12 protein-coding genes are annotated in these 14,142 nt (G+C 42.5%); 8 read left to right on the top strand and 4 right to left on the bottom strand.

Features of this window, described 5'->3' with window-relative positions:
- Positions 1–109 precede the first annotated feature (109 nt).
- The 3 genes from OC443_RS17835 to OC443_RS17825 are packed head-to-tail and all read left to right on the top strand — an operon-like array spanning position 110 to position 2,402.
- Positions 110–1,033 (top strand): virulence factor BrkB family protein, encoded by a 924-nt coding sequence (locus tag OC443_RS17835; protein WP_073585796.1) that lies wholly within the window; start codon positions 110–112, stop codon positions 1,031–1,033.
- A complete protein-coding gene (dtd, locus tag OC443_RS17830; RefSeq protein ID WP_073585797.1) occupies positions 1,005–1,439 on the top strand; it encodes a D-aminoacyl-tRNA deacylase in 435 nt (144 codons plus the stop codon). Before OC443_RS17835 ends, dtd begins: the two co-directional genes overlap by 29 nt.
- Before the next feature lie 36 nt (positions 1,440–1,475).
- The gene (locus OC443_RS17825) at positions 1,476–2,402 is read left to right on the top strand and encodes a bifunctional GNAT family N-acetyltransferase/hotdog fold thioesterase (protein ID WP_073585798.1); all 927 of its coding nucleotides are present in this window, start codon (positions 1,476–1,478) and stop codon (positions 2,400–2,402) included.
- Between the two features lie 5 nt (positions 2,403–2,407).
- Here OC443_RS17825 and OC443_RS17820 read toward each other — a convergent pair whose 3' ends face one another.
- The 4 genes from OC443_RS17820 to hslR form a co-directional block, all read right to left on the bottom strand.
- On the bottom strand, positions 2,408–4,303 hold the full coding sequence (locus tag OC443_RS17820; RefSeq protein WP_073585799.1) for an AsmA family protein: 1,896 nt from the start codon (positions 4,301–4,303) through the stop codon (positions 2,408–2,410).
- A gap of 205 nt (positions 4,304–4,508) precedes the next feature.
- Positions 4,509–6,137 carry a phosphoenolpyruvate carboxykinase (ATP) gene (pckA, locus tag OC443_RS17815; RefSeq protein WP_073585800.1) on the bottom strand — a complete coding sequence of 543 codons (1,629 nt, stop codon included), beginning with the start codon at positions 6,135–6,137 and terminating at the stop codon, positions 4,509–4,511.
- Positions 6,138–6,471: 334 nt separating this feature from the next.
- Positions 6,472–7,335: an Hsp33 family molecular chaperone HslO gene (hslO, locus tag OC443_RS17810; RefSeq protein ID WP_073585801.1), complete on the bottom strand. Its 864-nt coding sequence runs from the start codon at positions 7,333–7,335 to the stop codon at positions 6,472–6,474.
- Positions 7,336–7,354: 19 nt separating this feature from the next.
- Positions 7,355–7,741, bottom strand: a complete 387-nt coding sequence (hslR, locus tag OC443_RS17805; protein WP_073585802.1) for a ribosome-associated heat shock protein Hsp15 — start codon at positions 7,739–7,741, stop codon at positions 7,355–7,357.
- A gap of 210 nt (positions 7,742–7,951) precedes the next feature.
- Here hslR and gspC point away from each other — a divergent pair, with 210 nt between their 5' ends.
- From gspC to gspG, 5 genes are read left to right on the top strand one after another with little or no spacing between them, the layout of a single operon-like run.
- Positions 7,952–8,881: a type II secretion system protein GspC gene (gene gspC, locus OC443_RS17800; protein ID WP_262021693.1), complete on the top strand. Its 930-nt coding sequence runs from the start codon at positions 7,952–7,954 to the stop codon at positions 8,879–8,881.
- 33 nt (positions 8,882–8,914) lie between these two features.
- Complete coding sequence (gene gspD, locus OC443_RS17795; RefSeq protein WP_073585803.1) at positions 8,915–10,945, top strand: type II secretion system secretin GspD; 2,031 nt, start codon at positions 8,915–8,917, stop codon at positions 10,943–10,945.
- Entirely contained in the window at positions 10,945–12,420 is a 1,476-nt protein-coding gene (gene gspE, locus OC443_RS17790; protein WP_073585804.1) for a type II secretion system ATPase GspE, read from the top strand. Before gspD ends, gspE begins: the two co-directional genes overlap by 1 nt.
- Complete coding sequence (gspF, locus tag OC443_RS17785) at positions 12,420–13,643, top strand: type II secretion system inner membrane protein GspF (protein ID WP_073585805.1); 1,224 nt, start codon at positions 12,420–12,422, stop codon at positions 13,641–13,643. The genes gspE and gspF overlap by 1 nt, the downstream gene beginning before the upstream one ends.
- 53 nt (positions 13,644–13,696) lie before the next feature.
- The gene (gspG, locus tag OC443_RS17780; protein WP_073585806.1) at positions 13,697–14,137 is read left to right on the top strand and encodes a type II secretion system major pseudopilin GspG; all 441 of its coding nucleotides are present in this window, start codon (positions 13,697–13,699) and stop codon (positions 14,135–14,137) included.
- Positions 14,138–14,142: the final 5 nt, after the last annotated feature.

The raw sequence follows: 14,142 nt of genomic DNA, 5'->3' as shown, positions 1-14,142 counted from the left end.
CCCTTTTTTTATCAATTGAATCTATACCCAATATATTAAATTGAGTTAGTTTTTATGCGCTTTTTTGTATATTCTGGTGTTGAGAATCGTTGATAAAGGGAGAACTTGCTTGAATTCACCGGTATATCTCAGTTCGCTGAAGTCATACTTTAGTTATTTAAAAAACAGGTTAAGTCATGATCGGATACATGTGAATGCCGGGTATCTTGCCTATATTTCTCTCCTTTCTTTGGTGCCGATGCTGACTGTTCTCCTGTCAGTGTTATCTGCATTTTCATTATTTGATGGTGCCGGTGAAACGATTCAGACATTTATCATTTCACATTTCGTACCGACAGCCGGTGATGCGATTAATCAGGCGTTGAAAGAATTTGTGGCCAACACAGATAAAATGACGACATTTGGTGGTATTTTTTTATTTGTGGTTTCGATTTCACTGATCTCTAATATTGACAAGACACTAAATTATATCTGGAGAGTGAAGGCAAAGCGTCGCTGGGCACTTTCTTTTTCTGTGTATTGGACAATATTAACCCTGGGACCATTGTTTATGGGAACCAGTATCGCAGCTACTTCTTACGTCACTTCACTGAATTTAATTGATAATGAAACACTAAGTAGTGTGACTCAGATTTTACTGCGTTGGCTGCCTTTCTTGCTGACTTTAACCGTTTTTGCCGGACTCTATATCTTTGTGCCGAATATCCCTGTTCGGGTGAGGCATGCTATCACCGGCGCTTTTATTGCGGCACTGCTGTTTGAATTAAGTAAGAAAAGTTTCGCATTATACATTACTCACTTCCCTTCGTATCAGTTGATATACGGAGCTATCGCAATTATTCCGATTTTATTTGTCTGGGTTTTCCTGTCTTGGGTTATCGTATTACTTGGCGCGGAGATTACCGCTTCTCTTGGAGAGTATAACCGCTGGAGACCGGATGCAGACGTGATAGAATCAACGTCTTTATCTGGTCGTACGACGGAAACGGAAGAAAGGAAAGATTGTGATAGCATTGATTCAGAGAGTCTCTGAAGCTTCGGTGACTGTTGATGGTGAAGTCATTGGAGAAATCCGGCAAGGATTGCTGGTTTTATTAGGTGTCGAGAAAGACGACGATGAAATAAAAGCGAAGCGTTTAGTTGAGCGGGTGACGACTTATCGTGTATTTGAAGATGAATTAGGAAAAATGAATAACAATGTTCAGCAAGTAAATGGGGAATGCTTGGTTGTTTCTCAGTTCACACTTCCAGCCGATACCCGCAAAGGAACAAGAGCAGGGTTTTCTAAGGGAGCCAGGCCTGAAGATGCAGAACGTTTGTATGATTATTTCTCTGATTTGTGTGAAAAAATAGTACCAACCGCCCGTGGTAGATTTGCAGCAGACATGAAAGTTGCGCTGGTAAATGATGGACCAGTTACTTTCTGGCTACAGGTTTGACTGACCCGTTTAGCTTGATTATATGGACCATAACTCATGTTTAAAATTATTAGCCCCAAAACAGAAAATCAAATCAACAAGTATTATCAGTTTCGCTGGCAAATGCTGAGAGAGCCCTGGCAGATGCCATTGGGATCTGAACGGGATGAATATGATTTGATGAGCCATCACCGGATGATTGTTGATTCGCGGGGCAGACCAATGGCTGCCGGGCGTTTATACATCACTCCAGACTGTGAAGGCCAAATTCGTTACATGGCAGTTAAGTCCAACAGAAGAAAACGGGGAATGGGTGCGCTTTTGCTGGTGACTCTGGAATCTCTTGCCCGTCAGGAAGGTGCGAAACGGTTAGTTTGTAACGCCCGTGAAGATGCCATTGGGTTTTATGAGAAGAATGGTTTTGAGCGTCGTGGTGAACTAAGTGATGAAAAAGGGCCTGTCAAACATCAGCAAATGGTCAAAGTCCTCGATCCGATGGTCAATGTTCAGCGTAAACCAGTCTGGTGCTCAGAGCTTCAGGAGCGTTGGGAACATCAGATCCCGATTAGTGAAAAAATGGGCATCAAAGTAAATCAGTATACGGGTTATCAGTTTGAGTGCAGTTCACCGATTAACCCAAACCTGAACCCACACGATACTATGTTTGCAGGATCAGTGTTTACCCTTGCAACATTGACTGGGTGGGGAATGGCCTGGCTTCTGATGAAAGAGCGGAATCTGTATGGTGATATCGTGCTTGTGGATAGCCGGATCAGGTATCGTCAGCCGATAACACAAAGTCCTGTGGCGATTACATCATTAGACGAGATTAGTGGTGATCTTGACCGGTTAGAATCCGGACGTAAAGCCCGGATCGTTGTGAATGTGACGGTGAAAAGTGGCGATGTCAGTGCTGTACAGTTTATTGGAACCTATATGCTGATTCCGAATTACAAAGACTTGCTGGAACAAAAAACGGTCTGAAGTCTTTATGGTGTATTCGTGCCGGGTACACCTTCTTTCGGGGCATCACCCGGACTCAGTAAATTATATTGATGCTCTGTTTTCTCTAAAGACAAAATGAGTTTATCGTTGTCAGATTCTGCTAAATTCCATTCCCCATGAATTGTCGCATTCACTCCTTCTGGCCCAAGCTGAGTTTCCGGAAGATTAATTTTTCCCCGATCGGCGGAGATGAGTGTGGCAGGCATACTAAAATTCATATGATGTTTGTTCAGTGCTAAATTACCGTCCCGGATACTCATCCGCAGCTCTCCTGATAATGTATGTCCGAGAATCACAGAATCACCCGACAGGCCACTCGCTTTCAGAGAAAAATCAGACAAACCTTCCAGTGGGAATGGGAGGATATGAATCAGTTTTAAAGGAAGACTGTATGCTTCAACATTAAGTTTCCATGGCGCCCCCTTATCCATATTTGCCCACTTTCCAATGGCTTTGATGTAGCCGTTGTTATATGGGATAAACAGGCGGTCAAGATACAGTGAATTCCCATCACGGTGTATTTCCAGAACACCCTGACTGGCAATTGTGTCATCATAGCTGAGGCTGTCGACAGAAACGTTTAATTTGCCACTCCACAACCCCCAGTGATGTTGTGTTGATATTTGTGTATCAGATGCATCCAGATTGATCCCGGAAAGTTGCCAGTATGGTTTATGCGCTAATTGAATTATCTGGCTGTTTTGGATTTTTATATTGTCCGCATGTAATTCATTGATATTCTGAAAATAAGTTTGTATCCAGGGGAGTTTTATGGCTGTATCCTGCTCGATGAATAATTTCAGTCCTGATAAATGAGCTTCGTGTATGTTGATTGCCTCCGGTGAAAATTTCCCGGAAAAATGAACATTTCCCTGAAGAATAGAAGCATTAAAATCCTCAAGATTGATTTCCCCTGAAGAGAAACTGACATTCATATCCGGTTCAATCCACTGATAATCACCAACAGAAATACTTTCAGCGCTCAGAGATAATCTGGCATTTTGCTGTGACCATAAAAAATCTGCCGGATGATTGAAAGATAAATTTGAAGCAGATAAGTCGCAGTTAATCACTTTCAGTTGAGGAGATGAAAATTGACTGGTCAGTATATCGATTCGCTCTATTTTGTTGATTGAATCAGAAGCAATTTCCTGAAATTTATATTGTAGCTGCTGAATTTGCGATAAAGACAGATCCAGTTTTTCAGCTGAAAGGTTGGTAATGTCCCAGCCTTGGGGGTGTTCTTGTGCGGCTAAAGACAGGTTAGCGTTCCGCCAGTTGAATGATACCCCCTGAATGTAACTCTTCTTGTCTGGTGAGTATTCACCAGTCAAGAGTACATCTTTAAGTAGCTCTCCCCGCCATAATAACTTTCGTGCATAAAGCTGGATAGCACCGTGAGGTAAGGCTTGATCCTGATTCTTCTGCCAGGAAGGATGTTCGATCTGAATGTCCAGATTTTGAAGCACCATACCGCCTTCTGTGGTGTATGTGATGTTTTTAGCTGCCAGTTGATTCACTTCCACAAGATGAGGTATGTGCCATCCGGATGTGGGAGCAGTTATCTCTGCTCCGTCAATTAAGAGGGAATCCAGAACGACAGATTGAAGATCAGTCTGGTAAGGGTTTAACCAAATATCGATACTATCTACCAGCGGAGAGTCAGAAGTCAGCCGGGTTTTTTGTAAGGTTAGGTGCAGAGGGAATTCATAAGCTGCTTTTTCAGTTTTCAATGAAGGAAAAAGTGTTGATCTTAATAACCACTGAGTCACTGGTGTCAGGTATTGTGTATTTAAAATAAAAACGATACTTGCCAGAGTGCAAGTTATAAGAACTGCAATACAGAGAATGCCTAATCGGATAATGCCGGTTTTTGTCATTGAATCAGTTTTATTAAACAGTTTCTAATTTTATGTAGGATGGTCTTGTTTCATACGAAAATCAAGCCTCTTATAAGGATGATAAGAGGCTGAGCAAACAGATAAATAAGTTAATCCGATAGTTATACCCAAGCAACCTGAAGATGCATGATTCACAACTCCCCTCCTTTCCTCCTGTTATAAGGAAAGGGGAGGGTGAATGATACTAATCTAACCGGGGGCCGGCACTGATAAGTGCTTTACCTTCTTCATTATCTGTATACTTCTCAAAGTTTTTAATAAAACGAGAAGCCAGATCTTTTGCTTTGCTTTCCCACTGCAGTGCGTCGATATATGTTTCCCGGGGATCTAAAATTTCAGAATCAACGCCGGGCAAAGCGGTTGGTACTTCCAGATTAAAGATAGGAATTGTTTTGGTTGGTGCGTTTTCAATTGAACCATCTAAAATCGCATCAATGATACAACGGGTATCCTGAATGGATATGCGTTTACCTGTACCATTCCAGCCAGTATTGACCAGATAAGCCTCTGCACCGGCGGATTCCATCCGCTTCACCAGAACATCTGCATATTTTGTTGGGTGCAGTGTCAGGAAGGCTGCGCCAAAGCAGGCTGAAAATGTCGGTGTCGGTTCAGTGATTCCCCGCTCAGTACCGGCTAATTTAGCGGTGAACCCGGAAAGAAAGTGGTATTTTGTTTGCTCCGGAGTCAGTTTTGAGACGGGAGGCAGGACACCGAATGCATCAGCAGATAAGAAAATAACTTTCTTCGCATGCCCACCTTTTGATATCGGTTTCACGATATTATCAATATGATAAATTGGATAAGATACTCTTGTGTTTTCTGTTTTTGAGCCATCATCGTAATCAACGCTGCCATCAGCTCTTACAGTGACATTTTCCAGTAATGCATCCCGCCGGATCGCATTGTATATATCCGGTTCCGCTTCTTTGCATAATTTGATGGTTTTTGCGTAACATCCACCCTCAAAATTAAAGACACCATCATCATCCCAGCCGTGTTCATCATCACCAATTAATGCTCGTTTGGGATCGGTTGAAAGTGTTGTTTTACCTGTTCCGGATAAGCCAAAGAAAATTGCCACATCATCATCTTTTCCCATATTGGCAGAGCAATGCATGGAAGCAATGCCTTTCAGTGGCAGGAAGTAATTCATGATAGCGAATATACCTTTCTTCATCTCTCCGCCATACCATGTACCGCCAATTAGTTGCATTTTTTCTGTCAAATTGAAAACAGTGAAATTTTCGGAATTAAGTTCGTGTCGTTTCCAGTCGGGGTTGGTACATTTTGCACCGTTCATGACAACAAAGTTAGGCTCAAATGATTTGAGTTCTTCTTCTGTTGGGCGAATGAACATATTCTTGACAAAGTGGGCCTGCCAGGCCACTTCAGTAATAAACCTGACGCTCAGCCGGGTATCCGGATTGGCACCACAATAGCCATCAAGAACAAACAGGCGCTTATTAGATAATTGTTGAGTGACTAACTTTTTGAGATCATCCCATACAGCTTGAGTGATTGGTTTGTTATCGTTTTTAACACTATCAGATGTCCACCAAAAGTTGTCTCTTGTTGTGTCATCTTTAACAATAAATTTATCCTTTGGTGAGCGGCCTGTGAAAACGCCGGTATCGACAGCAACGGAGCCGGGTTTAGTCAGAATTCCTTTCTCATAACCTTCCAGTTGGGGAGCCGTTTCCTCTTCAAATAATTGTTCGTAGCTTGGGTTGTATACAATCTCCGTAACATTGTTTATGCCATAAGAAGTAAGATCGATATTTGCAGCCTTTAATTGTTCCATTACGGTCATAGGTGCTCCTTTGTAGGGTATGTAGATAAATTTTTGTATAATTGTTGGAATTTTTATCTGATCTCATGCTAGCAATGGTCATTGATGAAAACAGGGATATGGTTCAAAAAATAACCATGATGGTCATGCGTGCATAGCCATTTGAATGATTGGGTTTCGCACGACATAAACCAGATAAACCTACATAATTCCAAATATGCCGGGCTATATCAGTGTTTCAATCGTCAGGAAGACAACAAATTTAATTGTAGTACGAAAAATTTTGATGATGCGAAGAAATGAAAACCAGCGATAACTGGTTTTCATTAACGTGATTTGGTGTGGAAAATTTAGCTTAATGAATCGTTTTTTCCGATCCGGTTTGATCAATAAGGAGTTGATCCACATCGTCCTCAGTGAAATGGTAATTAGTGCCACAATAATCACAATGAAGAGTGATGTGTCCATCCTGCAGAATGAGTTTTCTGACTTCATCCACAGGCAATGTTGTAATCGCTCTGCCTGTTCTTTGTCTTGAACAGTTACACTGAAAACTCACAGGCTGTGGCTGGAACAGTTTTATATCTTCCTGATGGTACAAACGATAGAGTAAGTCATTTGCACTCAATGAAAACAGTTCTTCTGCCGATATGGTTGCAGTCAATTGCTCCAGATGCTCAAAATCATCGGGGCTACCGGTTCCGTCTGGCATTACCTGTAATAGCATACCCGCAGCATGTGTTTCACTGGTGTGAATCCATAATTTTGTCTTGAGCTGTTCTGAATGTTGAAAATAACCTTCCAGAACTTCTGCCAGATTCTCACCGTCTAAGCCAACAATCCCCTGATATTTTTCCCCATGGTTCGGTTCAATGGTGATAACCAGGTGGCCTTTACCGATGAGCTGATGCAACGTTGCATCTTCAGGAATCTTTCCTTCCCAGCGGGCAACGCCTCTGACCTGCTGGTTATGATCTCCGTTAATTACAGCTAAAGAGACTGCACCATCTCCCTGTAACTGCATGGTGATAGAGCCTTCGAATTTCATCGTTGCTGTCAGCAGCGTTGTTGCTACAAGTAATTCACCCAGTAAAGATTTTACCGGGGCTGGATAGGCCTGACCAGAAGTAAGCTGCTGATAGGTTTCGTCCAGTTGCACCAGTTCACCACGTACCGATAAGTTATCAAACAGATAGCGGTTTAATACATTGCTTGTCATTTAAAGAAACCTCAGCTCTTTATTGATGTTTAAACTTAATAATATCACGTCGCTGCTTTTTATCCGGACGCTTATCCGGACTTGGGTTATGCGCATTCATTTTTCTTTGTTGTGTATTGATTTCCCGTTTCTCAATACTTTCAGCGGTCTCAGTATATAGTGTTTGCGCTTCCTGTGCGCCTTTACGTTGGGCTGAAATTTTTTCAATCACGACAGTTTTTTCTTCATATCCCTGCCGTAAAGTAATCTCAGCCCCAATTTCGATTATCTTGCTGGGCTTGGTGCGTTGCCCGTTATAATGGACTTTTCCGCCATCAATCATAGAACGAGAAATGGAACGGGTTTTATAGAATCTTGCTGCCCATAGCCATTTATCTAATCTAACTGGTTCATTTAGGGAACTCATAGAAGAAATTCTCCTCTAAGTAAATTGGTAGAAACTTATTATTAATACTATAAATGGTGATTTTCAGCGCTATTTTCAAGAAAAAGTAGAAAATCGAGCATAAAGCACTGGATCACGATCTGGGTATGATATATTAATCATTGTTTCATAAGACACGAGTATTAAGGTATCCCTTGAGTTTCAGCGGAGAGCCTGGAAAAGGTAACAAAATTGCAGCAATTTGATATTAAAATTAAACATTCAGCAACAACTGTATTGTCATCCTTGTGGCGCTCTGTTTTGAATCATCAAAATTTAGTTAGTACCGGTTTAACAGTTGTACTGTGGGCTATTTTTGCATGGTATCTGGGAAAAGCGGTCTGGATGCCTTTTCATAATAATAGTAGTCATGTTTCTGTATGGAAACCAACAACGGCAGCACATTCCGGAACGCAGAAAGTATTCGATAGCCGCTTTGTTAAGCAGCAGAATTTATTTGGTGAGTTTAACCGGAGCTCTAAACCTGTACAAAATACAGTGATGGTTAATGCGCCAAAAACAAAATTAAATTTGAAGCTTGTCGGTGTCGTTGTCAGTGATGAGATTCATGGTAATCTTGCAATCATTGCATTGAGAGGTGAGCAGGATACATATGGTCTGGATGAATCTATCAAAGGAACCAGAGCATCACTGAAAGCCGTATTAGCGGATCGGGTTATCATCAACAACTCGGGCAGAGATGAAACATTAATGCTTGAAAATATTGACCCGAAGCTTTATCAACAAATGGGGCCTATCAGGAATAAAGCTCACACTCCGGGGAAATTTACAGAGCATACCCGCCACACATCTGATAAAAAGCTTGCACAAATCAAACAAGAACTCTCAAATAACCCTCAAAATCTTTTTCAATATGTACGTTTATCGCAGATTAAAAGAAATAATGCAGTGATTGGCTACCGGTTAAGCCCCGGCCGATCACCGGAGCTTTTCAAATCTGTTGGATTAAAACGTGGGGATATTGCTGTAAAACTCAATGATGTTGATCTGACAGACAAAAATGCAATGGTAAAAATTAGCTCTGAATTATCGGATTTATCTGAAATGAAAATTACAGTTGAGAGAGATGGTCAACCTCATGACATTTATATTCAATTTTAACTACAACGTCGCTAAGGATTAGGGAGTTTAGACGTGAAGCATTGGCTAAAAAAGAGTACGTGGTTGTTGCTGGGAAGTGTAATTATTTCTCCAATGGCCTTAGCGAATGAATATAGTATTAATTTTAAAGGCACTGATATTCAGGAATTCATCAATATTGTTGGTCGGAATCTTCATAAAACGATCATTGTTGATCCTGTCGTTCGTGGAAAAATTGATGTTCGCAGTTACGATACACTCAGTGATGAGCAGTATTATGGTTTCTTCTTAAATGTATTACAGGTCTATGGCTTCGCAGTTGTAGAAATGGATAACGGGGTGTTGAAGGTTATCAAGTCTAAAGATGCCAAAACATCAGCAATACCTGTACTGGATGTGTCTGAAACAACCAGTGCTGATAGCGTGATTACCCGGGTTGTTTCAGTTCATAATGTTTCTGTTAAAGAGCTCTCACCCTTGTTGAGGCAGTTAGTTAACAATGCTGGCTCTGGTAATGTTGTGCACTATGATCCGGCTAATATTATTTTATTAACCGGCCGTTCTGCCGTTGTTGACCGGCTGGCAAAAATCATAGAACGGGTTGATCGGGCTGGTAATACCGATATTGCGGTCGTGACACTGGAAAACGCATCAGCGCCTGAAGTTGTCAGGATTGTTGAAGCGTTAAATAAAGATCAAAACTCAAAAAGAATGCCTGAGTTTTTGAAGCCAAAGCTGGTTGCCGATGAACGAACCAATTCAATATTGATTTCAGGTGATCCTAAGATCAGAGCCCGGATTTCCCGGTTAATCAGAAACCTTGATATTGAGATGGCGACGAAGAGTAATCATCGGGTTGTTTATCTGAAATATGCGAAGGCTGAAGATTTAGTCGATGTACTGAAAGGGGTATCGGATAATATTCAGGCGGAAAAGCAGGGCGAAGGCAAATCGGCAAAATCTTCCAAAAGAACAGATGTTGTGATTGCTGCTCACAAAGAAACAAACTCTTTGATCATCAGCGCGCCTAAAGACATCATGAATTCCTTACTTGATGTCGTATCTCAGCTGGATATTCGTCGTGCCCAGGTATTGATTGAAGCACTGATTGTAGAAATGTCTGAAGGTGACGGAATTAACCTCGGAATCCAGTGGGGTTCTATTGAAAGTGGTTCCGCTATTCAGTTCAGTAATACCGGAACTTCGGTTGGTAGTGTCATGGTTGGCCTTGAAGAGGCAAAAGATCAGGAGACAACTGAGTATTATTATGACAGCAATGGGAACCGGCGACCGTATACATCAACTGAAAGTGGCGATTACTCAACTCTTGCAGAAGCATTACAAGGTGTTGAAGGGGCCGCCGTCAGTATTGTGATGGGAGACTGGACAGCTCTGTTGAGCGCGGTTTCTACTGACTCCAGCTCGAATATTCTTTCCTCTCCGAGCATTACTGTGATGGACAACGGTGAAGCATCGTTTGTGGTTGGGGAAGAAGTTCCCGTTTTGACTGGTTCAACGTCCAGTTCAAGTAACAGTAATCCATTCCAGACTGTTGACCGTAAAGAAGTGGGTATCAAGCTGAAGGTTAAGCCACAGATCAATGAAGGTGATTCAGTACTACTGAATATCGATCAGGAAGTCTCTAATGTGCTTGCTGCCGGAGGCGCGGTTGATGTTCGTTTTGCAAAACGTCAGCTCAACACTTCGGTGATGGTTAAAGATGGCCAGATGCTGGTACTTGGTGGTTTGATTGATGAGCGAACTCAGGAAAGTGAATCAAAAGTACCTTTCCTCGGTGACATTCCATTGCTGGGATATTTATTCCGCTCAACCAGTACTAAAGTTGAGAAGAAAAACCTGATGGTATTTATCAAACCGACCATTATTCGCAATGGTGTGACGGCAGATGGTGTTACCCAAAGGAAATATAATTACATCCGGGCTGAGCAGCTGTTGAAAGCAGAACAAGGGTTGAAGTTGATGGATGACAAAGATGTACCTGTCTTACCAACTTATGAATCCCAACTCCATTATCCGGCTGAAATTCAGTCTTTCCTTGAACAAGTAAGTTCTAAGCAGGAGTAATTGTGCAGCGTTTACCTTTTAGTTTTGCTAATCGTTTTCAGCTGGTGTTTGAAGATTCTCCTGACACGGGTTCATCTTTTCTGTATTACGTTGAGCCCGTATCAATCGAAGCTTTAGCTGAAGCGAAACGGGCGCTGAAAACCCCGTTTACACTTATGCCGCTTTCAGTTGATGATTTTGAGACGAAATTAACGGAGGTGTATCAGAGAGATTCCTCTGAAACCCGTCAGTTAATGGAAGACCTGGGGGCGGATAGTGATGATTTCTTTGCTTTGGCAGAAGAACTGCCGGCAAATCAGGATTTGTTAGATTCTGATGATGATGCCCCGATTATTAAGCTGATCAATGCGATGTTAAGTGAAGCCATCAAGGAAGAAGCTTCAGATATACATATTGAAACCTTTGAGGCCTCTCTTTCGATTCGGTTTCGTGTCGATGGAATGTTGCGGGAGGTCCTTTCTCCCAGCCGGAAATTAGCGCCTCTGCTGGTTTCCCGTGTCAAAGTCATGGCAAAACTCGACATCGCTGAAAAACGTGTACCACAGGATGGACGTATTTCATTGCGTATTGGTGGACGCGCTGTTGATGTTCGGGTATCAACTATGCCATCTTCTCACGGTGAGCGGGTTGTTCTCCGTATATTAGATAAGAATGCGACCCGGCTTAATTTGCAGGACCTGGGGATGACTGAACAGATTTATATTCAGTTCCGGGATCTGATTCAGCGTCCGCATGGCATTCTTCTGGTTACAGGTCCTACAGGTTCCGGTAAGTCGACAACACTTTATGCTGGCTTGCAGGAATTGGATCGCACTGAGAAAAATATTCTTACGGTTGAAGACCCGATCGAATTTGATATTGATGGTATCGGTCAGACTCAGGTCAATGTAAAAGTTGATATGACGTTTGCCAGAGGGCTGCGTGCTATTTTGCGTCAGGATCCGGATGTGGTCATGGTCGGTGAAATTCGTGACCTTGAGACAGCTCAGATTGCTGTTCAGGCGTCACTGACGGGGCACCTTGTGATGTCCACTCTTCATACCAATACTGCAATTGGTGCGGTGACACGTATCCGGGATATGGGGATAGAATCCTTCCTGATTTCTTCATCACTTGTTGGTGTACTGGCGCAGCGGCTGGTTCGTACTTTATGTGCTGAATGTAAAAAACCATATGAAGCGACAGCTGATCAGAAAAATCTGTTTGGTCTGAACGCCGAAGATAGTTTGACGCTATATGCACCTGGTGGTTGCGAACATTGTCATAATAAAGGATATCGCGGACGAACAGGGATTCATGAATTACTGGTTGTTGATGAAAAAGTAAAAGCGCTGATTCATACCGAAGCGGGTGAGCAGGCAATTGAAGATTTTATCCGACAAAACTATCCGAGTATTCGTAGCGATGGTTTGGATAAAGCCAGAGCCGGTGTCACGACACTTGAAGAAGTGATTCGAGTGACAGAGGAGGGCTGATGGCTGTATTTGAATATCAGGCACTGGACCAAAAAGGGAAACGAAAAAAAGGCGTTCTTGAAGGTGATAGTGCCCGTCATATCCGGCAGAAAATTAAAGAGCAGGGTATGACGCCTATTGAAGTGACTCAGACTCAGTCTCAGCGCTCAGGCGATGCTTCGGCTCCCAAAATGTCTTGGAAGCGGGGGATCAGTTCCAGTGATCTGGCACTGTTGACCCGACAGTTATCGACACTCATTCAATCAGGGATGCCTTTGGAATCCTGCCTTCAGGCAGTGATTGAACAAACTGAAAAGCCGAATATCCGGACTGTACTAACCAGTGTCAGAGCTAAAGTCACAGAAGGTTTTTCCCTTGCTGACAGTCTGGCTGAATACCCGCATATATTTGATAGCCTGTTTCGTTCTATGGTGTCTGCCGGTGAAAAATCCGGCCACCTGGATTTAGTTCTATCCCGTCTTGCAACTTATACAGACCACCGCCAAAAGATGCGTTCTAAGCTGTTGCAGGCCTTGATTTACCCCATTGTTTTAGTTTTCTTTGCGATAGCGATTGTTTCGTTTTTGCTGACTGCTGTTGTGCCGAAAATCGTTGGCCAATTTGTACAAATGGGTCAGAAGTTACCAGCGTCAACTCAGTTTTTACTGGATTCCAGTGACTTTATTAAGTCATGGGGATGGCTGGTGGTTGTGCTGATTATCTGTAGCTGGTGGATTTTCCGGACTGCATTGAAAAAACCTGATTTTCGCTTAGCTTTTCACCGGAAACTGTTATCAATGCCGCTGATAGGTAAGATTATCCGGGGGTTAGACACCTCCCGGTTTGCCCGGACATTAGCGATTTGTTCCTCCAGTAGCATTCCGATTCTGGATGCGATGATGGTTGCCCAGGATGTTGTGAGTAATACCTTCATCAGAGAGAAAGTGAAGGAGGCTGCAGAATCTGTCCGGGAAGGCGCCAGTATCCGAAGTTCATTACAGCAGACGAAACTGTTTCCTCCGATGATGCTGCATATGATTGCGAGTGGGGAACAAAGTGGTGAGCTGGAAACCATGTTGATTGGTGCAGCAGATAATCAGGATGAACAGTTTGAAGCAACAGTGAATATTGCTCTGGGGCTATTTACTCCTATGTTGATAGCTTTGATGGCCGGGCTTGTTTTATTTATTGTAATGGCAACATTAATGCCGATTTTGGAAATGAATAATTTGATGACCCGTTAAAGCGGGCCAAAATAATATTTCTGTATCATGAATATAAAAAAGTTGGAGTGGGAATGAAAACAAGAAAACAAACAGCCGGTTTTACATTACTGGAAGTGATGGTCGTTGTCGTAATTTTGGGGATTCTGGCAACATTTGTTGTACCTAATTTATTGGGGAACAAAGAAAAGGCTGACCAGAAGAAAGCGATTGCTGACATTGTGTCGATCGAAAATGCTTTGGATATGTACAAATTGGATAACAGTGTTTACCCAACAACTGATCAAGGCCTGGAAGCTCTGGTGACAAAACCATCCAACCCGGATCCACGAAATTATCGTGATGGTGGCTATATTAAACGTATGCCAAATGACCCATGGGGAAATGCTTACCAGTATCTGAGCCCTGGTGATAAAGGAAAGATTGATATTTTCACTTTAGGCGCTGATGGTCAGGAAGGCGGAGAAGGCGCCAATGCTGATATCGGTAACTGGAATGTTCTTGACTTCCAGTAATGCGG

This window comes from Vibrio quintilis (assembly GCF_024529975.1).
Lineage (GTDB): Bacteria > Pseudomonadota > Gammaproteobacteria > Enterobacterales > Vibrionaceae > Vibrio > Vibrio quintilis.
This window is presented reverse-complemented; position numbering and strand designations above follow the sequence as displayed.